Annotated in this window: 20 protein-coding genes; 12 read left to right on the forward strand and 8 right to left on the reverse strand. The window is 69.3% G+C overall.

What is annotated here, in order from left to right; all coding sequences use genetic code 11:
* The first annotated feature begins 22 nt into the window (after positions 1-22).
* The 4 genes from AMYAL_RS0126945 (at position 23) to hrpA (ending at position 6673) form a co-directional block, all read left to right on the forward strand.
* The gene (locus tag AMYAL_RS0126945; protein WP_245193062.1) at positions 23-280 is read left to right on the forward strand and encodes a hypothetical protein; all 258 of its coding nucleotides are present in this window, start codon (positions 23-25) and stop codon (positions 278-280) included.
* A gap of 41 nt (positions 281-321) precedes the next feature.
* Positions 322-1539 carry a cation:proton antiporter gene (locus AMYAL_RS0126950; protein ID WP_020634382.1) on the forward strand — a complete coding sequence of 406 codons (1218 nt, stop codon included), beginning with the start codon at positions 322-324 and terminating at the stop codon, positions 1537-1539.
* Between the two features lie 13 nt (positions 1540-1552).
* The gene (locus tag AMYAL_RS0126955) at positions 1553-2716 is read left to right on the forward strand and encodes a lactate 2-monooxygenase (RefSeq protein WP_020634383.1); all 1164 of its coding nucleotides are present in this window, start codon (positions 1553-1555) and stop codon (positions 2714-2716) included.
* 123 nt (positions 2717-2839) lie between these two features.
* On the forward strand, positions 2840-6673 hold the full coding sequence (gene hrpA / locus AMYAL_RS0126960) for an ATP-dependent RNA helicase HrpA (RefSeq protein ID WP_020634384.1): 3834 nt from the start codon (positions 2840-2842) through the stop codon (positions 6671-6673).
* A gap of 272 nt (positions 6674-6945) precedes the next feature.
* Here the strand turns inward: hrpA and AMYAL_RS0126965 are convergent, their stop codons facing one another.
* Positions 6946-8652, reverse strand: coding sequence for a bifunctional 3'-5' exonuclease/DNA polymerase (locus AMYAL_RS0126965; protein WP_020634385.1), 1707 nt, complete (start codon positions 8650-8652; stop codon positions 6946-6948).
* 149 nt (positions 8653-8801) lie between these two features.
* On the opposite strand from AMYAL_RS0126965, the gene AMYAL_RS0126970 reads away from it, so the two are divergent.
* The gene (locus tag AMYAL_RS0126970) at positions 8802-10436 is read left to right on the forward strand and encodes an acyl-CoA synthetase (protein ID WP_020634386.1); all 1635 of its coding nucleotides are present in this window, start codon (positions 8802-8804) and stop codon (positions 10434-10436) included.
* On the opposite strand, the gene AMYAL_RS0126975 is transcribed toward AMYAL_RS0126970, so the two are convergent.
* Complete coding sequence (locus AMYAL_RS0126975; RefSeq protein WP_020634387.1) at positions 10433-11383, reverse strand: hypothetical protein; 951 nt, start codon at positions 11381-11383, stop codon at positions 10433-10435. The two genes, AMYAL_RS0126970 and AMYAL_RS0126975, sit on opposite strands and share 4 nt — an antisense overlap.
* Positions 11384-11644: 261 nt before the next feature.
* On the opposite strand from AMYAL_RS0126975, the gene AMYAL_RS0126980 reads away from it, so the two are divergent.
* The 5 genes from AMYAL_RS0126980 (at position 11645) to AMYAL_RS0127000 (ending at position 16381) form a co-directional block, all read left to right on the forward strand.
* Positions 11645-12895 carry a S8 family peptidase gene (locus AMYAL_RS0126980; protein WP_020634388.1) on the forward strand — a complete coding sequence of 417 codons (1251 nt, stop codon included), beginning with the start codon at positions 11645-11647 and terminating at the stop codon, positions 12893-12895.
* A 99-nt stretch (positions 12896-12994) separates the two neighbouring features.
* Positions 12995-13747 (forward strand): SDR family oxidoreductase, encoded by a 753-nt coding sequence (locus AMYAL_RS0126985; RefSeq protein WP_020634389.1) that lies wholly within the window; start codon positions 12995-12997, stop codon positions 13745-13747.
* A complete protein-coding gene (locus AMYAL_RS0126990; protein WP_020634390.1) occupies positions 13744-14796 on the forward strand; it encodes a phosphotransferase family protein in 1053 nt (350 codons plus the stop codon). Before AMYAL_RS0126985 ends, AMYAL_RS0126990 begins: the two co-directional genes overlap by 4 nt.
* Positions 14797-15453, forward strand: a complete 657-nt coding sequence (locus tag AMYAL_RS0126995) for a histidine phosphatase family protein (RefSeq protein ID WP_020634391.1) — start codon at positions 14797-14799, stop codon at positions 15451-15453.
* 10 nt (positions 15454-15463) lie between these two features.
* Positions 15464-16381 carry an SMP-30/gluconolactonase/LRE family protein gene (locus AMYAL_RS0127000; RefSeq protein ID WP_020634392.1) on the forward strand — a complete coding sequence of 306 codons (918 nt, stop codon included), beginning with the start codon at positions 15464-15466 and terminating at the stop codon, positions 16379-16381.
* Here AMYAL_RS0127000 and AMYAL_RS0127005 read toward each other — a convergent pair.
* On the reverse strand, positions 16373-16843 hold the full coding sequence (locus tag AMYAL_RS0127005) for a VOC family protein (RefSeq protein WP_020634393.1): 471 nt from the start codon (positions 16841-16843) through the stop codon (positions 16373-16375). The two genes, AMYAL_RS0127000 and AMYAL_RS0127005, sit on opposite strands and share 9 nt — an antisense overlap.
* A gap of 62 nt (positions 16844-16905) precedes the next feature.
* On the opposite strand from AMYAL_RS0127005, the gene AMYAL_RS0127010 reads away from it, so the two are divergent.
* Positions 16906-17862, forward strand: a complete 957-nt coding sequence (locus tag AMYAL_RS0127010) for a helix-turn-helix transcriptional regulator (protein ID WP_020634394.1) — start codon at positions 16906-16908, stop codon at positions 17860-17862.
* A gap of 209 nt (positions 17863-18071) precedes the next feature.
* Here the strand turns inward: AMYAL_RS0127010 and AMYAL_RS0127015 are convergent, their stop codons facing one another.
* From AMYAL_RS0127015 to AMYAL_RS0127035, 5 genes are all read right to left on the reverse strand, one after another.
* Positions 18072-20042: a hypothetical protein gene (locus AMYAL_RS0127015; protein ID WP_245193065.1), complete on the reverse strand. Its 1971-nt coding sequence runs from the start codon at positions 20040-20042 to the stop codon at positions 18072-18074.
* Between the two features lie 154 nt (positions 20043-20196).
* Entirely contained in the window at positions 20197-21024 is an 828-nt protein-coding gene (locus AMYAL_RS0127020; RefSeq protein ID WP_020634396.1) for an enoyl-CoA hydratase family protein, read from the reverse strand.
* A complete protein-coding gene (locus AMYAL_RS0127025; protein ID WP_020634397.1) occupies positions 21021-21713 on the reverse strand; it encodes an SDR family NAD(P)-dependent oxidoreductase in 693 nt (230 codons plus the stop codon). Before AMYAL_RS0127025 ends, AMYAL_RS0127020 begins: the two co-directional genes overlap by 4 nt.
* Positions 21710-23212, reverse strand: coding sequence for a benzoate-CoA ligase family protein (locus tag AMYAL_RS0127030; protein WP_020634398.1), 1503 nt, complete (start codon positions 23210-23212; stop codon positions 21710-21712). Before AMYAL_RS0127030 ends, AMYAL_RS0127025 begins: the two co-directional genes overlap by 4 nt.
* Positions 23209-23934, reverse strand: a complete 726-nt coding sequence (locus tag AMYAL_RS0127035) for a creatininase family protein (RefSeq protein WP_020634399.1) — start codon at positions 23932-23934, stop codon at positions 23209-23211. The genes AMYAL_RS0127030 and AMYAL_RS0127035 overlap by 4 nt, the downstream gene beginning before the upstream one ends.
* Before the next feature lie 48 nt (positions 23935-23982).
* Between AMYAL_RS0127035 and AMYAL_RS0127040 the strand changes: the two genes are divergently transcribed.
* Positions 23983-24795 carry a PaaX family transcriptional regulator gene (locus AMYAL_RS0127040; RefSeq protein WP_020634400.1) on the forward strand — a complete coding sequence of 271 codons (813 nt, stop codon included), beginning with the start codon at positions 23983-23985 and terminating at the stop codon, positions 24793-24795.
* Positions 24796-24831 lie beyond the last annotated feature (36 nt).

Below are 24831 nucleotides of genomic sequence, written 5' to 3' on the forward strand. Positions count from 1 at the left end.
GCACAGTTCCGTCTTCTTTCTCTTGATCTTGCTCGTCTTCGCCTTCGTCACGCCGACGGTTCCCCATGGGCACGGCCGCGCGAAGGAAGACCCGGTCGCCGTCTTCGCGACCCATCCGCTGCCCGCCTTCCACGGCGGCCAAGCCGTCCCCCTCGCCGACGAGCCCGCCGAAACGGCGACCGTCGAGCTCCTCGACGCCGGTCCCGTCCCTGAGCAGGGCGAACCCGTCGTCGTCACCCGCGCGGTGCCCCAGGCTCCCGCGCGGGCACCTCCTGGCTGAGCCGGTCCTCACTCCCGCATCAGCCACCATCGGAGGTCTCCATGAGTTCCGGTCATGCCCTGCTGGCCGTCGGCGGTGCGTTCCTCGCCGCCGGTGTCATCGCCAGAGCAGGCGCCCGTATCGGGCTGCCCACCATCCCCCTGTTCATGCTGGCCGGATTCGTCTTCGGCCCCAACACCCCCGGACTGTCCCTTGTGGACGATCCGAAGGAACTCGGCGTCCTCGCCGGGCTCGGCCTCGTCTTCCTCCTGTTCTACCTCGGCCTGGAGTTCTCCCTCGACGACCTCGCCAAGGGCGGGCGAAAACTCGTCTGGTCCGGGCTGATCTACCTGATCCTCAACATCGGGGGCGGGCTCGCCTTCGGCTTCCTGCTGGGCTGGGGAACCAGGGAAGCGCTGGTCATCGCCGGTGCCATCGGCATCTCGTCGTCGGCGATCGTCACCAAACTCCTGCTCGAATCCCGCCGGATGAACAACCCCGAATCCCGGCTGATCATGGGCATCATCGTGATCGAGGACCTGTTCCTCGCGCTGTACCTGGCGTTGCTGCAGCCGGTGCTGTCCGGAGCGGGCAGTTTCGGCTCGGCCGTCGCCGACTTCGGCAAGGCCTTCGCGTTCCTGATCGTGATGGCCGCGCTCGCCCGCTGGGGCGGCCGGGTGGTGTCGAAGCTGTTCGGTTCGGCCGACGACGAACTGCTGACAGTCTGCTTCGTCGGTGTCGCCGTCATGGGCGCGGCCGTCGCCGAGGAGGTCGGGGTGTCCGACGCCATCGGTGCGTTCATGGTCGGCATGATGCTCGGCGGGTCGAAGGTCGCGCCGCGGATCCACAAGCTGGTGCTTCCGCTGCGGGACGCGTTCGGCGCGCTGTTCTTCTTCATCTTCGGGCTCAGCATCGACCCGAACGCGGTCGGTTCGGTGGTCGTGCCGGTGCTGATCGCGGTGGCGCTGACGATCGTGCTGAACCTGGGCGCGGGCGCGCTGGCCGCGCGGCTGCACGGGTTCGGCCGCCAGGCGGGGGTGAACATCGGGTTGACCGTGCTCACCCGCGGCGAGTTCTCGCTCGTGCTCGCCGCGATGGCGACGGCGGCCGGGCTGGACTCGCGGGTCGCGCCGTTCGTCGCGGGCTACGTTCTCCTGCTGGCCGTGATCGGTCCGGTCGCGGTCATCCGCTCGGAGAAACTCACCTGGTTGCTACCGGCGAGTATCGTCCGGAAGAATTCGACCACTCGGGACCGCGAAGAGCCGGCACCGGTGACTTGACGAGGAGGCCCTGGTGACCGAGCGGTTCGGTGGCTACCAGAACGAGATCTACCTGCAGGGGCTCGGCGGGACCTTCCCGCCGTGCTCCACCGACGCCGTGAAGCTGGAGGAGTCGGCGCGGGAGATCCTGGAGCCGGGGCCGTTCTGGTACGTCGCCGGGTCGGCCGGTTCGGGCGCCACCGCGCGGGCCAACCGGGAGGCGTTCGACCGCTGGCGCCTGGTGCCCAGGATGCTCACCGGCGCCACCGAACGCGATCTGTCGACGACCGTCCTGGGGACACCGGTGCCGGCGCCGGTCCTGCTGGCGCCGGTCGGCGTCCAGTCGATCGTGCACGAGGGCGCCGAACCGGCGGCCGCCCGAGCGGCGGCGTCGGTCGGCCTGCCCTACGTCATGTCGACGGCGTCCTCCACGAGCATCGAGGACGTCGCCGAGGCCAGTGGTGCGGGGCCGCGCTGGTTCCAGCTGTACTGGCCGACCGACAACGACGTCTGCGCGAGCATCCTGGCCAGGGCGAAGGCCGCGGGCTTCACCACGCTCGTGGTCACGCTCGACACCTGGACGCTGGCGTGGCGCCCGAACGACCTCGACCACGCGTACCTGCCGTTCATCAAGGGCGAAGGGCTCGGTGTCCCGCTGAGCGACCCGGTGTTCCGCGGCCTGCTGGAGCAGACACCCGAATTGGACCCGCCCACCGCGATCCTGCGCTGGATTTCGATGATCACCGGTACCGACAGCACCTGGGACCGGCTGCCGTTCCTGCGCGAGCACTGGGACGGCCCGATCGTGCTCAAGGGCATCCAGCACTCCGACGACGCGCGCCGCGCCGTCGACGCGGGGATGGACGGGATCGTCGTGTCCAACCACGGCGGCCGCCAGGTCGACGGTGCCGTCGCCTCGCTCGACGTGCTCCCGGAGATCGTGGCCGCCGTCGGCGGCAGGCTCGAGGTCCTGTTCGACTCCGGGATCCGCACCGGTGCGGACATCGTCAAGGCGCTCGCGCTCGGGGCGAAGGCCGTCCTGGTCGGGCGGCCGTGGGTGTACGGCTTGGCGCACGCGGGGGAGGAGGGCGTCCGGCACGTGCTGCGGAGCCTGCTCGCCGACCTCGACCTGACCATGGGCCTGTCCGGGCACCGCACCCTGTCCGACCTCACCCCGGCCTCCCTCCGGCACTCCTGACCAGCGGGATGTCGTCTCCGGCATATTCGGAGGCCCCGTTCGTCACGCACGGCTATCCTGGTCCCGGTCATGGCTGCTCAACCTTCCCCGCTCGGCGCCCTGCGCGCTCGCCTGCCCGAATTGATGTCGCGCGACGAGCACCGCCTCCGGCGCCGGCTCGACGGTGCCCGGAAAACGCGCGACGCCGAGTCGGTCGCCGCGCGGATCGAGGCCGACATCGAGGCCGCGGAACTGCGCGTCACCCGCCGTCGTGACGGCGTCCCGAAGATCTCGTATCCCGAAGAGCTGCCGGTCAGCCAGCGCAAGGACGAGATCGCCGCCGCGATCCGCGACCACCAGGTGGTGATCGTCGCGGGCGAGACCGGTTCCGGGAAGACGACCCAGCTGCCGAAGATCTGTCTCGAACTCGGCCGCGGGATCCGGGGCCAGATCGGGCACACGCAGCCGAGGCGGCTGGCCGCGCGCACGGTCGCCGATCGCATCGCTTCCGAGCTGAACACCGAACTCGGCGAGGCCGTCGGCTACAAGGTCCGGTTCACCGACCAGTCCGGCCAGGACACCCTGGTCAAACTGATGACCGACGGCATCCTCCTGGCCGAGATCCAGACCGACCGGATGCTGCGGCAGTACGACACGCTGATCATCGACGAGGCGCACGAGCGCAGCCTCAACATCGACTTCATCCTCGGCTACGTCAAACAGCTCCTGCCGCGCCGCCCCGACCTCAAGGTGATCATCACCTCGGCGACGATCGATCCGGAGCGGTTCTCGAAGCACTTCGGCGACGCGCCGATCGTCGAGGTCTCCGGCCGGACGTATCCGGTCGAGGTCCGCTACCGGCCGATCATCGACCCCGACGATCCGGACGCCGACCAGGACCGGGATCAGACACAGGCCATCTGCGACGCCGTCGACGAGCTCCAGCACGAGGGCCCCGGCGACATCCTGGTGTTCCTCTCCGGCGAGCGGGAGATCCGCGACGCCGCGGACGCGCTGTCCAAACAGGACCTCAGGAACACCGAGATCCTGCCGCTGTACGCGCGGCTCTCGTCGTCGGACCAGCATCGCGTGTTCCAGCGGCATACCGGGCGCCGGGTCGTGCTCGCCACCAACGTCGCCGAGACGTCGTTGACCGTGCCGGGCATCAAATACGTCGTGGACCCCGGCACCGCCCGGATCTCGCGGTACAGCCACCGCACCAAGGTCCAGCGGCTGCCGATCGAGCCGGTGTCGCAGGCGTCGGCGAACCAGCGCAAGGGCCGCTGCGGCCGGACCTCCGACGGTATCTGCATCCGGCTGTACTCCGAGGACGACTTCGACGCCCGGCCCGAGTTCACCGATCCGGAGATCCTGCGGACCAACCTGGCGTCGGTCATCCTGCAGATGACCTCGCTCGGCCTCGGCGACATCGCGGCGTTCCCGTTCGTCGAGCCGCCGGACCGCCGTCAGGTCACCGACGGCGTCCAGCTGCTCCAGGAACTCGGCGCGTTCGAGATGTCGGACGGCAAGAAGCTCACCGAGACCGGCCGCAAGCTCGCACTGCTCCCGGTCGACCCGCGGATGGCGCGGATGGTGCTGGAGGCCTCACGCAACGGCTGTGTCCGCGAAGTGATGATCATCGCCGCCGCACTGTCCATTCAGGACCCGCGTGAGCGGCCGGCGGAGAAGCAGCAGGCGGCGGACGAGCAGCACGCGCGGTTCGCGGACAAGACGTCCGACTTCCTGGCGTACCTGAACCTGTGGGAGTACGTCAGCGAACAGCAGAAGGCGTTGTCCACCGGCCAGTTCCGCCGGATGTGCCGCAACGAGTACCTGAACTACCTGCGCATCCGCGAATGGCAGGACATCTTCAGCCAGCTGCGCCAGCTGGCCAAACCGCTCGGCATCACCCTCACCACCCCCGCCACCGGCCCGGCCGATCCGCAACGTGTGCACACGTCGCTGATCGCCGGGCTGTTGTCACATGTGGGGCTCAAGGACCCGGCCAAGGGCGACTACCTCGGCGCGCGCGGGGCGCGGTTCTCGGTGTTCCCCGGATCGGCGCTGTTCAAGAAGCAGCCGCGGTTCGTGATGTCGGCCGAACTGGTCGAGACCTCGCGCCTGTGGGGCCGGGTCAACGCGCGCATCGAGCCGGAATGGGTCGAGCCGCTCGCCGGGCACGTGGTGAAGCGGAACTACTCCGAGCCGCACTGGGAACGCAAGCAGGGCGCCGTGATGGCCCTGGAGAAGGTGACGCTGTACGGCGTGCCGCTGGTGGCCGACCGCCGCGTCAACTACGGCCGGATCGACCCGGAGACGAGCCGCGAGCTGTTCATCCGGCACGCGCTGGTCGAGGGCGACTGGGAGACCAGGCACCATTTCTTCCGCGAGAACCGCGCGCTGCTCGACGAGGTCGAGGACCTGGAGAACCGGGCCCGCCGCCGCGACATCCTGGTCGACGACGAGACCCTGTTCGAGTTCTACGACCAGCGCGTCCCGGCCGACGTCGTCTCCGCGCGGCATTTCGACAGCTGGTGGAAGAAGGCGCGGCACACCGAGCCCGATCTGCTGAGCTTCGAGAAGGCGATGCTCATCAACGAGACCGCGGGTGGCGTGCGCGAAGCCGACTACCCCGACTTCTGGACCCAAGGCAGCCAGACCTTCAAGCTCACGTACCAGTTCGAGCCGGGGGCGGACGCGGACGGCGTCACCGTGCACATCCCGCTGCCGGTGCTGAACCAGGTCACCCCGGACGGTTTCGACTGGCAGGTCCCCGGCCTGCGCGAAGAACTGGTGACGCAGCTGATCAAGTCGCTGCCCAAGGCGATCCGGCGCAACTTCGTGCCGGCGCCCGATCACGCGAAACTGGTGCTGTCACGGGTCGGCCCGGCCGACGGGCCGTTGCTGCACGCTGCCGCCGACGAGCTGGAAGCGTTGCGCGGGGTGGTCATCCCCGACGACGCGTGGCAGCTGTCGGCGGTGCCCGAGCATCTGAAGATGACCTTCCGCGTGGTCGACGTCCGCGGCAAGAAGGTGTCCGAGGGCAAGGACGTCGAGGCGCTCAAACGAGACCTGAGCGGCCAGGTGCGCGCGACGATCTCCAAGGCCGCCGACAGCATCGAGCGCCAGGGCCTGACGTCGCCCGCGTTCGGCGAACTGCCGAAGGTGTTCGCGAGCAAACAGCGCGGACACGACGTCAAGGCGTATCCGGCGCTGGTCGACGAGGGCGGCACGGTCGCGGTGCGGCTGCTGGACACGCCGGGGCAGCAGGAACAGTCGATGTGGGCGGGTACACGGCGGATGCTGCGGCTGAACATCGCGTCGCCGATGAAGTTCATCACCCGCAACCTCGGCAACTCCTCGAAGCTCGTGCTGAACCGGAATCCGCACGGTTCGGTGGCGGCGCTGCTCGAAGACTGTGTCGATTGCGCCGTCGACAAACTCGTGGCCGACAACGGCGGCCCGAGCTGGGACGAGGCCGGTTTCGCCGTCCTGCTGGAAAAGGTGCGCGCCGGGCTGAACACCGGAGTGCTCGACGTGCTGACCAACGTCGAGAAGATCCTGCGCGCGGCGAACGACGTCGAGACGAGGCTGGCCGACACCCGCGGCCCGAAGGACTCGCTCGCGGACATCCGGGCTCAGCTGGACGGCTTGGTGCACAAGGGTTTCGTCACCGAAACCGGGCAGGACAGGCTGAAGCACGTCGTCCGGTACCTGAGGGGGATCGAACGCCGGCTGGAGAAGCTCCCGACCGAGCCGACGCGCGACATCCAGCGGACCGGCGACATCGCGTGGCTGCGCACCGAGTACAAGACGGCGCTGGACGCGCTGCCGCCGGGGACTTCGTCGCCCGCCTTGCGGGAGATCCGGTGGATGATCGAGGAACTGCGGGTCAGCTTCTTCGCCCAGACGCTCGGCACCGCCCACCCGGTCTCCCTCAAGCGCGTCATCAAGGCCCTCGACGACGCCGCCGCCTGATCACGCGAGTTCCGCCTCCAATCACGCGAGTTCGCCGTCCAATCACGTGTGTCGCGCCTTCAATCACGAGTGTCGTCCATCTGATCACGCGAGTCGTCCGGCCAGCCACGCGTGTTCCCTGGCGCGGAGAGCGGAACTCGCGTGATCAGAGACGGAACTCGCGTGCTTGAAGGCGGGACTCGCGTGTTTGAAAGGCGAACTCGCGTGATCAGACGGACGGCACGTGTGATCAGGGGGACGGCACGTGTGATTAGAGGGACGGCGCGGCGGGGTTACTTGGCGTCGGCGTAGGTGTCGACGGCGGCGATGTGCAGCGGGAACCGGACGGGGCAGGCTGCCCCGAACAGCATCCGCGCCGCCTCCGTCATGCTGTCCACGATGGACTGCGAGACCTCGTCGGCGAACTCGGCGGGGGTGTGCACCAGTACCTCGTCGTGCTGGAAGAACACCAGGTGCGCGGGGGAGGGGAGCTTGCCGCGCAGGGTCGCCAGCAGGACCGCGGTCATGTCGGCCGCGCTCGCCTGCACGACGAAGTTGCGGGTGAAGCGGCCCCAGTTCCGCGACGCCTGGCGCGCCTTGAGCTCGCCGGCCTCGTCCTCCGCGACGCCGCCGGTCAGCGCGCGCCAGGCCTCCGACGGCGCGGGCGAGGTCCGGCCCAGCCGGGAGCGGACGCGCTCGCCGCGTTCCCCCGCCTGCGCGGCACGCTCCACATAGGACACCGCGTCCGGGAACCTGTTCCGCAGCAACGCCAGCAGTGGTCCCGCCTCGCCGGACGTGCCGCCGTACATCGCCGACAGCATCGCGATCTTCGCCCTGTCCCGATCGTCCCTGTCGTCCCACGCGGGCACCGGTACGCGGCGCACTCCCGAGAACATCGCCTCGGCAAGGCTCGCGTACAGATCCGTGGCCGCCGCGACGTCGGCCAGCTTGCGGTCGCCGGACAACGCCGTCAGCACCCGCGGCTCCAGCTGCGCGGCGTCGGCGACCACCAGTTTCCAGCCCGGATCGGCCCGGACGCAGGTCCGCAGCACCTTCGGGATCTGCAGCGCGCCCCCGCCCCGGCTCGCCCAGCGTCCGGAAACGACCCCACCGACGACGTAATGCGGGCGGAACCGCCCGTCGTGCACCCATTCGTCGAGCCAGGTCCAGCCGTTGGCCGAATGCAGCCGCGCGAGTTCCTTGTACTCCAGCAGCGGCGGGACGGCGGGGTGGTCGATGTCGCGCAGCAGGTACTTCCTCGCCGACGTGACCTCGATACCTTCCCGTCCGAGCGCCCGGACGACGCTGGCCGGGGCGTCCGGATTGACCGGGCGCCCGCCGAACGCGTCGCTGATCTTCGCCGCCAGCTCGACCAGCCGTTTCGGCCGCTGCCCGGCCGGGACACGGGGGCCGAGCTGCTCGGCGAGCAGTTCGAGGTGCAGATCCGCTCGCCACGGCAGCCCGTCGGCCGACATCTCCGCGGCCGCCAGCGCGCTCGCCGACTCCGCCGCGAAGAGCAGCCGGAGCCGTTCCGGATGCTCGGCGAGCGCGACCCACTTCTCCTGTTCGGCCAGCACCCGGCGCGCCGCGTCGGCCACGGTGACACCGGACGGCAGCCGAGGGCCGCGCGTCTCGAACAGCGTCGGCTGGTCGTCCTCGGCCCACAGTGGCGGCTCGTCGGCGGGCGCCTCCTGCCCGTTCGCCCTGGCCAGCGCCGCGCGCAGGCTCCGGGACTCCTGCGGACGGCCTTCGTGGGCCAGCAGCAGCCCTTCGGTCAGCGCCAGGTCGTGACACCGCCGCACCCGGACGCCTGCCTTGATCAACGCCGGGTACACCTTCTCGACCGACGGGAACACCCACCGGGGCGAATGCTCCGCCTCCGCCCTCCGCACCTCGTCCACGAACTCCGCGAGCTTCAAGCCCTGCCGCGACGGCTGCCCGGAAATCGAGATCGCGAAGTCGCCATCTTCCTCTTGACCTGCGATCGCCTGCACACTCACATTGTGGTGGTTTCCACCGACATTTCTGTAACCAGACGGCTAGTGCGCCTGCGCTATCGGTCGGCTACTGTCGAGTAGCAACCCCATACCGCCGGTACGCGAACGCCGCCGGCATGGTGTCTCGCCGCAGCAGCAACGGAGGTGCCCGGATGAGAAACCCCACCGGCCTCGCCACCCTGGTGGCGGGCAAGGTGACCGAGACCGTGCGCAGCATCGACGTGATGCGCCAGGCGGGCCTGCTCCCGATCCCGCGCGTCGACGAGGGCCTGCGTTCGCTGGTCATGGTGCGGAAGTGGGGTCCGTTCGCCGGGGCGAACATGATCGCCGCCCGCCGGGACCCGACCGCGACCGGCATCATCGACGAGCTCGGCCCGCTGACCTTCAAGCAGCTCGACACCCAGTCGAACGCGCTGGCCAGGGCGTGGTCCGAACGCGGCCTCGGCCCTGGTTCGGTGATCGCCGCGCTGTGCCGCGACCACCGCGGTCTCGTGCTGACGATGCTCGCCTCCGGCAAACTCGGCGCGAAGCTGCTGCTGATGAACACCGGGTTCGCCAAACCGCAGCTCGCGGACGTCGCGAAGCGCGAAGGCGTCACGGCGCTCGTGTACGACCAGGAGTTCACCGACCTGCTGGACGCGGTCGAGGGCGAGGTCGACCACTACCTCGCGTGGGTCGATTCCGGCACCGCGCGCTCCACTGACATCCCGGTCGTCACCGAACTGGTCGCCAGCACCGACGACCGCCCGTGGCCCGCGCCCGCCAAACCGGGCGGGTTCATCCTGCTGACCAGCGGCACCACCGGGACACCGAAGGGCGCACCGCGGCCGCACACCTCCGCGCTCGCCTCCGCGCAGTTCCTCGACCGCATCCCGCTGAGGACCGGCGAAGCGACGTACATGGGCGCGCCGCTGTTCCACGGCACCGGGCTGTCGCAGTTCATCCTGTCCTTCGCGCTCGGCTCGAAGGTCGTCATGCGGCGCAAGTTCGTACCGGAGGAGACACTGCGCGGGGTCGCGGAGAACCGGTGCACCACGCTGGTCCTCGTGCCGACGATGCTGCAGCGGATCGTCGACCTGCCCGAGGAGGTCCGCGCGAAATACGACACCTCGTCCCTGCGGATCATCTTCGTCGCAGGCTCCGCGCTGTCCCCGGACCTCGGGAACCGCGCGACCGCCGCGTTCGGGGACGTCGTGCACAACCTCTACGGCTCGACCGAGGTCGCGGTCGCGACGGTCGCGACCCCCGAGGACTGGCGCAAGGCGCCGGGCACGGTCGGCCGCGCGCCGGTGGGCTGCAAGGTCGCGCTGTACGACGAGAAGGGCGGCAGGATCACCGAGCCGCATGTCACCGGCCGGGTGTTCGTCGGCAGCGGGCTGAGCTTCCAGGGCTACACCGACGGGCGCAACAAGGAGATCATCGACGGGCTGCTCTCCAGTGGCGACGTCGGCCATTTCGACGAGGACGGCTTGCTGTTCATCGACGGCCGTGACGACGAGATGATCGTCTCCGGCGGCGAGAACGTCTTCCCGATCGAGGTGGAGAACCTGCTGGTCGAACGCGAGGACGTACTCGAGGCCGCGGTCGTCGGCGTCGAGGATCCCGAGTTCGGGCAGCGGCTGAAGGCGTTCGTCGTGCGGGCCGAGAAGTCGGACCTGGACGTCGACGGCGTGCGCGAGTACGTCAAGGCCAACCTCGCCCGCTACAAGGTGCCGCGTGACGTGGAGTTCCTCGACGAACTACCGCGTAACGCGACCGGGAAGGTGCTGCGCAACAAGCTGCACTAGTACTCCCAGTCGATGCCGAAGACGCCGGGGCCGAAGTCGAGCGCGACGGCGTGGACGCCGTTGTTCTGGTCGAGCTTCAGATCCCGGCGGTCCAGCGGCGAGGTGTTCTGGCGCGAGTATTGCCAGCACTTCGCCGGGACGGTGTCCGGGGCGAACCGGATCTCCAGCAGGTACTCCCGCACCGGACGCCGGAACTCGCGGTAATGCGTGTTCCGGCATTCCGGGTATGGCGGTCCTTGATTGGTCAGGGAGTACTCGATCAGGTGTGTCTCGCCGCGGTCGATGGGCCGGTCGAAGAGCAGTTCGGCGACCGTGAGCCCGTGCTCGTCGTCGACTTCGGCGCGGCCGACGTGGCAGTTGCGCAGCGTGTTCAGCACCGGCGGCCCGGCTTCCGGATCGCCCTGGGCGTAGACCAGCAGCCAGCGGTCCTGCCCGTCCGCGCCCGCCTGGAACACCGCCCGCGCGGTCACCGCGCGCTGCCCGCCGTCCTCGGCGATCTCGCACAGGTCGTGCAGGCCGACCAGTTTCAGCTGATGGTGTTGTTCGAGCGCGTTGGGCGCGCCGACCTTCTCCAGCAGCGCCTGAAGCGCTTCGAGCGGGAAGGTCAGCGGCTGCTCGGTGGTGGCCCGGCTCCGGCGTGACGACGCCCCGCGCGGCCGCGGTGGCGGCAGCAGGCTGAGCAGCGAACCGGCGGGAATCCCCAGTACCTCCTCGAGGACCCGGACCGCGGACAGCGAACTCTGTCGTTCCGGCTGACGCTTACCGGACTGCCAGTAACTCAATGCGGTGACGCTGACCGACGCGCCGCGTGCGAGAAGCCGGGCTTGGATACGGTCGAGACTCAGTCCGCTGGTGGCGATGGCCGAACGCAACGCCGTGGCGAACGCGGTACGCGGTTCTTCTTCATCGTCCGTGATCACCCGGTCCGCCGCGCTCCCCGCCACCATATGTCGCCCGACCGCCCCCGCCTGCCGTTTCGTGCCACCGCCGGAATTGATAACAACACGAATAACTTTATCAGTCGGGGGTAACACTCCAGGGGCACCTTCTGCCAGGAGAAAACGACTTTCCGGACGAGTGGCGTTACTCCTTTCGGCCTAGTACTGGTAACTGTGAATCATTGCCCGCCACCTGGCGCACCGGTTTGCATGGCCTCAGCAACGATCATCCTCCAGGGTGATCCGCACGGCGCGGCAGGAAGGGAACCAGTGAGCAAGTCCCGGAAGAACCTGAAGTCCCGAAAGACCCGTAGCGGGCTCGTGGCGGGCGTCGCGCTCGCCGGCGTGACCGCGGCTGTCGCCACGTTCGGCGCCGGTGCGGCCAACGCCGCCCAGCAGGGCGAGATCCGCGACGCCGGTGTGGCCAACGCGGTCGGCGGCAGCTACATCGTCGTCCTCAAGCCCACCGCGGTCGGCCAGGGCATGGCCGCGGCCAACGAGGTCAAGGCGAACGTCGCTTCCAAGGCGCAGGGCCTCACCGGTCAGTACGGCACCACGCTGTCCCGCACGTACGGCTCGGCGCTGAACGGCTTCTCGATCAAGGCCGACGAGGCCGCCGCGAAGCGTCTCGCCGCTGACCCGCAGGTCGCGTACGTCGTCCAGAACAAGACGTTCAAGATCAGCGAGACCCAGGACAACCCGCCGTCGTGGGGCCTTGACCGCGTCGACCAGGCGGACCTGCCGCTCGACAACAAGTACACCTACCCGACGAAGGCCGACAACGTCACCGCCTACGTCATCGACACCGGTGTCCGCGGTTCGCACAAGGACTTCGGTGACCGCGCGACCGGCGGCAAGGACTTCATCGACAACGACGACACCCCCCAGGACGAGCACGGTCACGGCACGCACGTCGCCGGCACCATCGGCGGCACGGAGCACGGCCTGGCCAAGGGCGTCAAGATCGTCGGCGTCCGCGTGCTGGACGCCAACGGCAGCGGCACCACCGAGGGTGTCGTCGCCGGTGTCGACTGGGTCGCGGCGAACGCCAAGGCCCCGTCGGTCGCCAACATGAGCCTGGGCGGTGGCGCGGACGACGCCCTGGACGAGGCGGTCAAGGGAGCCATCGGCAAGGGCGTGACCTTCGCGCTCGCGGCGGGCAACGAGTCCTCCGACGCCGGCACCACCTCCCCGGCGCGGGTCAAGGAGGCCATCACGGTGGCCGCCAGCGACAAGACCGACAAGCAGGCCAGCTTCTCGAACTACGGTTCGGTCGTGGACCTGTACGCCCCTGGCGTCGACATCACGTCGTCGTGGGGCACCGGTGACGACGCCACGAACACCATCAGCGGTACCTCGATGGCTTCGCCGCACGTCGCCGGCGCTGCCGCGCTGTACCTCTCGGCGCACCCGGACGCCACCCCGGCCCAGGTCTCCGAAGGCCTGGTCGCCGCGGCTGCCGACGGCAAGATCAGCAACCCGACCGGGGGCACCGCGAACAAGCTGCTCCAGGTGAAGTAAGACCTTTTCGGACAGGCTGCCCCCGGCGAACTCCAGGCGCCGGGGGCAGCCATCCGTCCGAGGGCCGCCGGACTTGTTACCAACCGGTAAGCTCCAGTCATGGTCCTGCGGAAGAACATCCTGATCACCGGGGCGAGCTCCGGACTCGGCGAGGGAATGGCCAGGCAGTACGCCGCCAGAGGCCGCAATCTGGCGCTGGCCGCCCGCCGTGCCGACCGGCTCGACGCCCTCGCCGCGGAACTCAGGAAGGCCTATCCCGGCATCACCGTGGTCACCCGGAAGCTGGACGTGAACGACCACGACCAGGTCTTCGCCGTCTTCGAGGAGTTCCGTGAAGAACTCGGCTCCCTCGACCGCGTGATCGTCAACGCGGGGCTCGGCAAGGGACAGCGGGTCGGCACCGGCCGGTTCGACGCCAACCGCCAGACCCTGCAGACGAACTTCCTCGCCGCGGCCGCTCAGATCGAGGCCGCCGTCGGCATCTTCCGCAAGCAGAAGGAAGGCCACCTCGTCGTGGTTTCCTCCTTCTCCGCGCTCCGCGCCTTCCCCGGCAACCTGACCGCGTACGCCGCCTCGAAGGCGGGCGTCTCGGCGCTGACCGAGGGCACCCGGATCGAGCTGATGAAGACGCCGATCAAGGTCACCCAGCTGCTGCCCGGCTTCATCGAGTCGGAAATGAACGTGGACATCTCGAAGATCCCGCTCGCCACCAAGGCCGAGGCGGGCGCGCAGGCGCTGGTCAAGGCGATCGAAGCCGAGAAAGCGAAGGCGTTCGTCCCGTCGTGGCCGTGGAGCGCGCTGGCGAAGGTGTTCCGGTTCGTCCCGGTGTCGGTGCTGAAGAAGTTCGCGTGACTTCGGCCGCGGACAAGACCGTCGAGGTGCGCGGCGAGGACGCTTTCGACCCCGCCGCGGTGCACGCCTGGCTGGCCGTGACCGGCGACTCGCCGCCCGAGGTCCGCCAGTTCCCCGGCGGCGCCTCGAACCTCACGTACCTGCTGACCTATCCGGACCGGGAACTGATCCTGCGCCGCCCGCCTCTGGGACACAAGGCCGCTTCCGCGCACGACATGCGCCGCGAGTTCCGGGTCCAGCAGGCCTTGCGGCCTGTCTTCCCTTACGTGCCCGAGGTTCTCGCCTTCTGCGACGACGAAACCGTGCTCGGCGGCGACTTCTACGTAATGGAGCGCCTCGAAGGCCTGATCCTGCGGGGAGATCTGCCCGCAGGTCTCGACCTGCCGCCGGAAGGCGCGCGTGAGCTGTGCGGCAAGGTCGTCGACAGACTGGTGGAACTGCACGCCGTCGACGTCGAGGCCGCCGGGCTGGCCGATCTCGGCAAGGGCGCCGGCTACGTCGAACGCCAGGTGCGTGGCTGGTCCGAGCGGTTCCTCAAGGCACGCACGGAGAACGTCCCGGACTGCGCCGAGGTGATGGCGTGGCTGAAGGAGAATCAGCCGTCCGAGGTGAAGATCTGCCTGATCCACAACGACTACCGGCTCGACAACCTCGTGCTCGACGACGGCCTCGACATCATCGGCGTGCTGGACTGGGAGATGGCCACCCTCGGCGATCCGCTGATGGAACTCGGCAGCACCCTCGCGTACTGGGTGCAGGACGACGATGACGACGTCATGAAGCTCAGCCGCCGTCAGCCGACGCACGTGCCGGGGATGTACACGCGCGAGGAGTTCGTGCGGAGGTACGCGGAACGCTCCGGTCTCGCGATCGGCGACTGGACGTTCTACGAGGTGTACGGCCTGTTCCGGCTCGCGGCGGTGATTCAGCAGATCTACTACCGATTCCACAAAGGACAGACGGACAATCCGGCGCTGAGGGACCTTTGGCGGTTCGTCGGCTACCTGGACGGGCGCTGCCGCCGGATCATCGGAGAGGGGCACGCGTAGATGGGTGCGATCTACCTGGTCCGGCACGGGCAAGCGTCGTTCGGCGCGGAGAACTACGACCAGCTCTCGCCGCGCGGCTTCGAACAGTCCACTGTGGTCGGTGAAGAACTGCTGCGACGCGGCGTCGAGTTCACCCAGGCGCGAGCGGGTTCCCTGGCTCGCCAACGGGACACGGCCGCGACGGCGCTGAAGGTGCTGGGCTCCGGGATCGCCGTCGTCGAGGACGAGCGCTGGAACGAGTACGACCACGTCGACATCGCGAAGCATCACGCGTCCGGTGCCCGGCAGACCGATTCGCGGGAGTATCAGGCCGCGTTGGACGGGGCGCTGAGCGCCTGGGTTTCGGCGGGGGCCTCCGGTCCGTGCGCCGAGACCTGGCCCCGGTTCTTGGACCGGGTCAAGGGCGCGCTGGCGGACGTCGTGGCGTCACTCGGCAAGGGTGAGCACGCCGTCGTCTTCAGCTCCGGCGGGGTGATCGCCACGGTCTGCGGCGCGCTCATGGGCACGCCCGAGGCGGGGCTGCTGAAGCTGAACCGGGTCACCGTCAACGCGGGCATCACCAAACTGGTGTCCGGCCGCGGCGGGGTGACCCTGTTGTCGTTCAACGAACATCCGCATTTCGAGGCGGAAGCCGCACAACTGCTCACTTATCGCTAGGAGACACGCGATGGCGTTCGGCGAGGTCACGGTCATCCCGGTCAACGGGCACGGTCCCGAGGACGTCGTGGTCGACGACCAGGGACGGATCTACACCGGCGTCGACGACGGGCGGATCCTGCGCGTCTCGCCGGACGGCAAGCGGATCGACGTCCTCGGCGACACCGGCGGCCGCCCGCTGGGGCTGGAACTCTTCGGCGAAGACCTCCTGATCTGCGACGCCAAGGCTGGTCTGCTGACCATGCCGCTGGCCGGTGGCGACGTCACCACTCTGGCGACGTCGGCGGTGGGGCTGGACTTCGTGTTCTGCAACAACGCCGCCGTGGCCGCCGACGGGACGGTGTACTTCACCGACTCGTCGCGGCTCTTCGGCATCGAGAAGTGGCGTGACGACCTGATCGAGCAGACCGGCGGCGGCAGGCTGCTGCGCCGGACACCCGACGGGAAGATCGACCAGCTCGCCGACGGTTTCCAGTTCGCCAACGGCGTCGCGCTGCCGCCCGACGAGTCCTATGTGGCCGTCGCCGAGACCGGCGCCTGCCGGGTCTCACGCGTCTGGCTCACGGGCGACCGGGCAGGCGAACGGGACTACCTCGTCGACGAGCTGTGGGGCTACCCCGACAACATCTCGACCGGTAGCGACGGGCTGATCTGGATCACCGTGGCGAGCCCGAAGGTCCCCGCGCTTTCCTTGGTGCAGAAGCTTCCCGCGCCGCTGCGGGCCGGTGTCCGGGCGCTGCCGACGGCCCTGCAGCCCGCACCCGCGAGGGAGTGCGGGGTGCGCGCGGTGACCCCGGACGGGAAGCAGGTCCACGAACTGCGCGGGGAGATCGACGGATTCCACGTGCTCGTCGGGGTCCGCGAACGGGCCGGGAAGCTGTACTTCGGCTCCCTGGAGGACAACGCGATCGCCGTCACGTCAGTCTAGGCAGAATTCGTTGCCCTCCGGGTCGTTCATCACGATGAAGCCGAGGCTCAGCGGCTGCTCGGGCTCGAAGCGCTGAACCCGCTTCGCCCCGAGTGCGACGAGCCTGTCGCACTCGGCTTCGAACGCCGCCATGCGCTCTTCCCCTTCGAGGCCGGGTGCGGCCCGGATGTCGAGGTGGACGCGGTTCTTGGCGATCTTGCCCTCCGGGACCTGCTGGAAGAAGATCTTCGGACCCAGGCCGTCCGGGTCCTCGAGGGCGGATCGAGTGTTGCGCTGATCCTCGGGAACGCCGACACGTTCGAGGAACTCGTCCCAGGCGTCCAGCGGGTCGGTGCCCTCGGGCACCTCGACCCCAGGCGGGCCGGGGTGGACGTAACCCAGGGCGTCCCGCCAGAAGAGGGAGAGGGCTTTCGGGTCGTGGGCGTCGAAGGTGACCTGGAATTCGCGGCTCTTGCGGTTCATGGGGCCACCCTGACATGCCTAGCGGACAGGATCGGTCCGCTATCTCTGACACGATGGGTGACATGGAGGACGAGCGAGGGACGACCGAGCGGGTGCTCACCCTGCTCGGGCTGCTCCAGCAGCGCGCGGTGTGGACCGGTCCCGAACTGGCGGCCCGGCTCGGCGTCACCGCGCGCACCATCCGGCGGGACGTCGAACGGCTGCGCGCGCTCGGTTATCCGGTGCAGGCCAGCAACGGTGTCGGTGGCGGCTACCAGCTCGGCCCCGGCCACGACATGCCGCCGTTGCTGCTGGACGACGAGGAAGCGATCGCCACCGCGGTCTCGCTGCTCGCCGGCGCGGGCAGCGGTGACGCCGCGCTGCGGGCGTTGACGAAACTCGACCGGGTGCTCCCGGCCAGACTGCGACGCGAGGTGCGCGCACTGTCCGGCTCGATCGTGGCCTTCGACGGAAGCCGTGCGCCGATCGACCCCGACGTGCTCATGACACTGGCCCGCGCGTGCCGCGACGAGGTCGAGGCGGGCTTCGGGTATCCGTCTGCCGGCGTGGTCGCTTCGCGGCGGGTTGAGCCGTACCGGCTGGTGGCTTCCGGTCCGCGTTGGTACTTGCTGGCTTTCGACCTGGATCGCGACGATTGGCGCACTTTCCGCGTCGACAAGATGACCGAGGTCTCCGCGCGTTCTTGGCGATTCCGGCCGCGTCCGGCGCCCGACGCGGCGGCTTATGTCCAGGAGAACGTGGCCAGCCGGGTCTATCGGCATCAGGCCCGATTTCTGGTGCACGCGCCCGCTTCTGTCGTGCGGGCGCAGATTCCGGCTTCGGCGGCCGTCGTGCGGGAACGGGGTGGTTCGCGGTGTGAGGTGGTGAGCGGGGCGGGGGATCTCGACTTTTTGCTGATGCATGTGGTGGTGCTGGGGCATGCGTTCGAGGTGATCGAGCCGGTGGAATTGGGGGAGCGGTGCCGGGTCCTGGCCGACCGATTGCTGGCGGCTTCTGGCGATCCGCATTCAGAGGACTGATTGAGGGGTAAGGCAAACGTGGCGCGCTCGGCCGCTCGCGCGTCTTCGGGCTTTCACAACGCTGCGCTGGAGAGAGCACGTGCCCAGCGGGTGGTAACGGTCACCGCGACAGTCCCCTCGGCCGGGTGAGTCCGTGAAGGCCTCCTTGAGGGACTCAGAGTCCCTCAAGGAGGCCTTCACGGAACGAGCCACACCACGCGCGGGATCGGCTACTGGCTGACCGGCTGAACCTCCGCGTTCCCGGCGGTGGCGAGCCAGCGCACCGCGTGTATCTGGCTGTCGCTGTTGCCGGAGAAGCCCACGATCTCGCCGAGGGCGTTGATGCCGTTGGCCTTGGTCTGGTGCCCGCCGGGGAGCGGCGGCAGCACGGTCACGGTGCCGTCCGGAGCCCACCGCAGCGCCACCGGGAGTCCGACGGCACTGGATTCGCAGAAGCCCGCCACGACTCCGGAGTCGTTGATCCCCTTCGCTTCGCAGGTGCGGGCGCCTTCGGGGACCGGCAGCGTGGTGATGCTGCCGTCAGGGTTCCACCGGATGGGGTGAGACCCGGAGTGGCCGACGATCTCGTCACGATTGTTGAGAGCTGTGGCGGTGGTGTACTTCTCGCCGGGCAGACCCTTCAGTTCGGTCACCTTTCCGTCCGGGTCCCAGCGGACCACGTGCAGGCTGGTGTCGTCGCGAGGGCCGGAACTTCCGATGATCACCCCTCGGTTGTCGATCGCGTCCGTACTGCCACCGTCGTCGCCGGGCAGGAGGGGCAAGAGGGTCGGGGTACCGTCCTGGGCCCATCGCGTCGGCTGGCCGCGGCCGCGCCGGGAACCCGAGCTGCCGACGGTCACCCCGCTGTCGTTGATTCCCGAGGCGTACGAGTGGTAGTCGTGGCTTTCCGGGCCGACGAGCTTGGTGATGGTCCCGTCCAGCTCCCAGCGGATCGCGATGCGCCTCTTCCGGTACCGGGTTCCGACTCCCACGATGACGCCGTGCGCGTTGATGGCCTTGGCCTTCCGGTTGTCGTTGTCCGGGGAGAGGTCGGTGAGGACGTCGGGGCGTGTCCAGGTGACGGAGTGATCCTCGTCGCCCGACTGCAGGGATTCGCCGATGGCCTGTCCGCGTGCGTTGATCGCGAACGCCTCGGAGCGTTCGTACCCAGGGAACGAACGGCCCAGGTCGGTGATCCTGCCCGGTGCCGTCCACCGCACGGCGTGCAGGCTGTACGTGGAATCTCCGCGGGAGTGGCCCACCACGACGCCGAGTGCATTGATCGCCACACCTTCGCTCTGGCGGTGTCCCGCAAGCGCGCCGAGGTCGGTGATCGTGCCACGGGCGTCCCACATCAAAGCGGTGTCCGAGCTGCCGGTGATGACACCGGAGTCGTTGATCGCCTTGGCGAGGCTCCAGGGGTTCTCGGGATGGAGTGAGGGCAGGGCGGTGACGGAGCCGTCCGCGGCCCAGCGCACCGCGTGGCCGCCGGAACCGCCTACGACGAACCCGGTGTTGTTGACGCCCTGAGCTGAGCCGAGGGTGGCGCCGGGAAGCGGGGTCAGCCGGACCACCGTGCCGTCGGGGTTCCAGCGTACGGCCTGGTCCCCGGAGGTCCCGACGATCACGCCCGCGTCGTTGATCGCCGCGGCCTCGGACTGGGTGTCGCCCGGTGCCAAGGGAAGCAACGTCATGACGCCGTTCGCGTCCCACCGCGCCGCGCGTTTGACCGAGATGGTGCCGGTCGCGACGGTGCCGGCCACGACTCCGCCGGAGTTGATCGCGGTGGCTGCCGAATACCCGTTGACATCGGGCGAGCTCAGTTCGGTGAACGAGCCGTCCGGCCGCCACAGCACGGGCCGTTGAAGGTAACGGGAGTTGTAGGCCGTACCGGCGATGAACCCCTTGGCGTTGATGGCCCGTGGTCCGGTGTCGGAATACCCGGCCGGTACCGCGAGCCGGGTCGTCGTGCCGTCGGGGTTCCAGCGTAAGGCGATCGGCCCTCTGGCCGTGGTCCAGTACTCGCCGACCATGGCGCCGTCGTCGTTGATCCCGGTGACGTCACTGTGGCTGTCGCCGCGGAACGCGCCGAGGTCGACCGGTGCCGCCGAGCCCGACGCCTCCTGCGCGTCGGCCACGGCGACGGTCCCGCCGAGCAGAAGAACCGAGAAGAATCCGCACAGCAAGATCTTTCCCCGCACCACGTGAACCCCTCCCGAGAACGCCGCTCACCGGAGTATGGCGAAGCACGGGCAGCGGCGTGAACCGCCGATCGGACGCGGGGGCGCTCCTCCGGCAGGACTGCGGAATCCGCTGTGGGCTGGAGAATCTGTCCATCCACAATGGACTACCGGATCATCGTCCGGTCCACCGAGGCGAACGCCCCGCCGTCCAGGCGGCGTAGAACTCGCCATGGTCCTTCGCCGTCATCAGCAAAGCCTGGGTGATGGCTTCGAGTTCGATCGAACTTCCCAGATCCATGTCCAGTTCCCGCGTCAGCAGCACCTTCGTCGTCCCGTACGCCAGCGCCGGGCCATCGGCCAACCGCCGCGCCAACGCCGAAGCCTCGGTGGCGAGCTCGGCGTCGGGAACGACCTGCGAAGCCAGCCCGATGGCCTCTGCCCGCGCGGCGTCGATCTTGTCGCCCAGCATCAGCAGTTCCGTCGCCCGGCCCAGCCCGACCAGCCGCGGCAGCAGGTACGCCGAGCCCATGTCCGCACCGGCCAAGCCGACCTTCGTGAACAGGAAAGCGAACTTCGCCGACGACGCCAGCAGCCGGAAGTCACTGGCCAGCGCGATCACCGAACCCGCGCCCGCCGCGACGCCGTTCACCGCGGCGATCACCGGGATGGGGCACTCACGCAGCGCCTTCACCACCGCGCCGGTCATGCGGGTGAATTCGAGCAATTCCGCGGATTCCATTTTCTGCAGCTCGCCGATGATCTCTTCGACGTCGCCGCCGGAGCAGAATCCGCGTCCGCGGCCGGTGATGACCAGCACCCGGACGTCGCCGCGGTGCGGCAATTCGGCCAGCAGGTCGCGAAGGTCCGCGTAGATGTCGAAGGTGAGCGCGTTCAGCTTTTCGGGGCGGTCCAAGGTGACCGTGGCGACACCGTCGTCCACGGTGAACTCGAAGTGCTCCCAGTTCGCCGTGATCGGCGGCGTGGCGCGGAACGGGCTCATGACTGGATCCCACCTCCATCGAGGACGAGTGTCTGTCCGTTGATCGCGGCGGCTTCGGCGGCCGCGAAGAAGGTCACCGCGTGGGCGACCTCGTCGGGTTCGAGCAGGCGGCCGAGCGGGGACGCGGCGGCGAGGGCGGCTTCCGCGTCGGCCTCGTCGCGGCCGGTGCGTTCCTGGATCCGGGCCACCGAGGCGGCCGTCATGTCCGTGCGCACGAAGGCCGGGCAGACGGCGTTCGCGGTGACGCCGGTGCCCGCGACCTCGGCGGCGGTCGCGCGCATCAGGCCGACGGCGGCGTGCTTCGACGCGGTGTAGCCGGCCGTGTAGCGGTAGCCGATGTGCGACGCCGTCGAGGCGACGGTGACGATCCGGCCGGTGTCGCGCGACCGCATACCGGGCAGAACCGCGCGGGTGCACAGGAAAGCGCCGGTCGCGTTGACTTCGAACTGAGTCCGCCATTGGTCCAGTGACGTCTTCGCCAGCGGGGCGCTAGCCGAGATCCCGGCGTTGTTCACCAGCACGTCCACCGGGCCGAGGCCGTCGAAATACCGTGCGACGGCGGCTTCGTCGGTGACGTCGCAGTCGGCCCGGCCGGGGGCGTGCACCTGGTCACCGGCGGCCTGGAACCGGGCGGCGATGGCCGCGCCGATCCCGCGTGTCCCGCCGGTGACGACGACGATCCTGCTCACTCTGCCTCCACCCGGCGCAACGCGCGCCGATCGAGTTTCCCGTTGGCGGTGCGGGGGAGTTCGGTCACGAACACGACCTCGCGCGGATATTTGTGCTTCGCCAGCTGCGCCCGCGCGTGGTCCTTCAGTTCTTCGGCGGTCACCGAAACGTCGTCCGCCAGGACGACGCACGCCCGCGGGACGACCAGGCCGTCGACCGTCACGCCCAGCACCGCGCAGTCGACGACGGCCGGGTGACCGATCAGGCAGTCTTCGATCTCGCTCGGCGCGACGAACACTCCGGACACCTTCAGCAGGTCGTCGGCGCGGCCGTGGTGGTGGAAGAACCCGTCGGTGTCGCGGCTGAACAGGTCGCCGGTGCGCAGGGTGTCGCCGTGGAACGTCCGCGCGGTCTTCTCCTCGTCGCCGTAGTACTCGCGCGCGATCGTCGGACCGGTGACCTCCAGGGTGCCGATCTCGCCGTCCGGCAGCGGATCGCCGCTCTCGTCGAGGATCCGCGCGCGGTAACCGGGGACCTCGCGGCCGAGGCTGCCGACCCGCTGCGCACCGGGCACATTGGACAGATAGATGTGGTACGCCTCCGAAGAGCCGATCCCGTCGATCACCGGGACCCCGAACAGGGCGTCCCACTTGCGGTGCAGCTCCGAAGGCAGCGCCTCGCCCGCCGACGTCGCGAGCCGCAGCGAACTCATGTCCACAGTGGACGCAGCCGGGTGGGCGATCATCGCGCTCATCATCGTCGGCACGTTGACCAGGATCGTCGGCCGGTAGCGCTCGATCAGCGAGAACAGCAGCTCGGCGGTGCTGCGCTGACCGAACACGATGCCCGACGCGCCGACGCCGAACGGGAACAACGCGGTCAGATCCCGCGCGTAGCCGAAGAACAGCTTCGGCACGGCCAGGACGCGATCGTCCTCGCGGAGACCGAGCACGCCGAGCGCGTACCGGTCGAAACTCTCCAGCGCGCTGCGCGCCGGATGCACACACGCCTTGGGTGAACCGGTGCTCCCGGTGGTGAACTTCCAGATCGCGATGTCGTCCAGGGTGGTCGGCGCGGCTTCCAGGTCCGGCGAGGCCGCCGCGACCAGCGAAGCGAACGAGTACTCGCCGGGGAGTAACTCCACATCGCCGATCACCAGCAGGTTCCGCGCCCCGGCCTCGCGCAGCGCGGGCAGCGTCGAGCCGTCCGCGATGACGACGACGGCTTCAGTATAGGCCAGGTAGTACGCGTAGTCCTTGGGCTGTAAGAACGAGTAGACCTCGGCGGTGACCGCGCCGATCTTCTGCGCCGCGTACCAGACGGCCACGAACTCGACGCTGTCGTTCAGCGCCAGCAGGACTCGCTGTCCACTTCGGACACCGAGGTCGCGCAGCACGTTCCCGGCGCGGTTCACCAGCGCCGCCAGTCCGGCGTACGTGACTTCCTCGTCGCCGCACAGCAACGCCGTCCGCTCGCCGGGGAGGCGGTCGACGAAATGGGTCGCCAGGTTGAAGGTCATGCCAGCTCCCGGATCGCTTCGACCAGGATGTCGGTGAGCACCGAGAAGGTCTTCTCGCCTTCCTCGGCGGTCGCCTGGGCGGGGTTTCCGCAGTAGGCCTCGGTCATCCCCGCCGACGCGAAGTCCGTGACCCCGCCGCGTGCCAGGTCGACGTGGACCGCGGGCAGGTCGCGCTGGACGGCGGCGTCGACCAGATCCGGCCGGTCGGCGAGCACCAGCGACGTCTCGTACTGCCCGGCGTGGCACTCGCCGGAGCGGAACTCGTCGGTGAGCCGGGCCGCGTACCGGCGGCGGACGAGGTCGACGAAACCGACGCCCGCGGTCTCCGCCACCCGGCGCAGCACGGCCAGGTGCGCGGGCTCGAAATGGTTGTTGACCAGCAGGATCCGGGTGAGGCCCTGCTCGGCGAGCGCCCCGCAGATCTCGGTCAGCAGCGCGTACAAGGTCTCTTCGCCGATCGAGACGCCGCCCGCGAACCCGGCCGCGAACCGGGTGACGCCGTAGGGCACCTCGGGCAGGATGAGCACGCGAACGCCGGGATCGCCCGCCAGCCGCGCGGCGGCGCGCTCGCACATCCCCCGCGAGATCAGGGGGTCGGTGCCCAGCGGCGCGTGCGGTCCGTGCGGTTCGACGGCGCCCACCGGCAGCAGCAGCACGGGAACGCGCGCATCGGACGCGAACGCCGCGACCTGACGCGAGCTCAAATCCGCGAAGTACGTCACTCGAATCAAGCTACACCGCAGCGGCCTGAGGTGTATAGAGTTGCGCGCATGCCCGAATCCCACGGCGACCCAGGCCCCCAAGAGCTGGTGATGACGCTGCTCGGCACCTACGTGTCGCCGCGCGAGAGCCGCCGTGTCTGGTCCGGCGGCCTGGTCGCCGTGCTCGCCGGGCTCGGCTTCTCCGACGGCGCCGCGCGGATCGCGCTGGCCAGGCTCGCCCGCCGCGACCTGCTCGCGAGACACAAGGCGGGCAGGCTCGTCCACTACTCGCTGACCCGCCGCACGATCGCGCTGCTGGAGGACGGTGACCGCCGGATCTTCTCCCTCGGCAGGCGCGAACGCGAGGCCGGGGAGTGGACCGTGCTGTGGCAGAGCATCCCGGAAAGCCGCCGCCAGGCGCGGGAACGGCTCGTGCGCCGCCTGCGTTTCCTCGGCTTCGGCCCGGTGCAGGACGGCACCTGGATCGCCCCGCACGACCGCGAGGCCGAGGTGCTCGCCCTGCTGGCCGAACTCGACGTCTCCGAACACGCCGGGCTGATGCTCGGCAAACCTTCGGCAGGGCTCGACGTCCGGCGGTTCGCCGCCAGGGCCTGGAACCTCGATGGTCTCTCAGCGCGTTACGACGCGTTCGTCCGGGATTTCGGCGGATGTTCAGGCGACCTGCCTGACGCCGAGGCGTTCGGGGTCCGAACCTGGCTGACGCACACCTTCCGCGCCTTCCCGTCACTCGATCCGGAACTCCCGGTCGGGCTGATCCCCGCTCCGCCGAACCGGGCGGCCGCGGTCGAACTCTTCCACGATCTCTATCAGGCGCTCGCTCCGGCGGCGCAACGCCATTTCGACGAGGTGACCGAACCATGACCGGTGACCGCGGTCGGCGCGATACCTATGGAGTGA

It is taken from the genome of Amycolatopsis alba DSM 44262, from assembly GCF_000384215.1.
GTDB lineage: Bacteria > Actinomycetota > Actinomycetes > Mycobacteriales > Pseudonocardiaceae > Amycolatopsis > Amycolatopsis alba.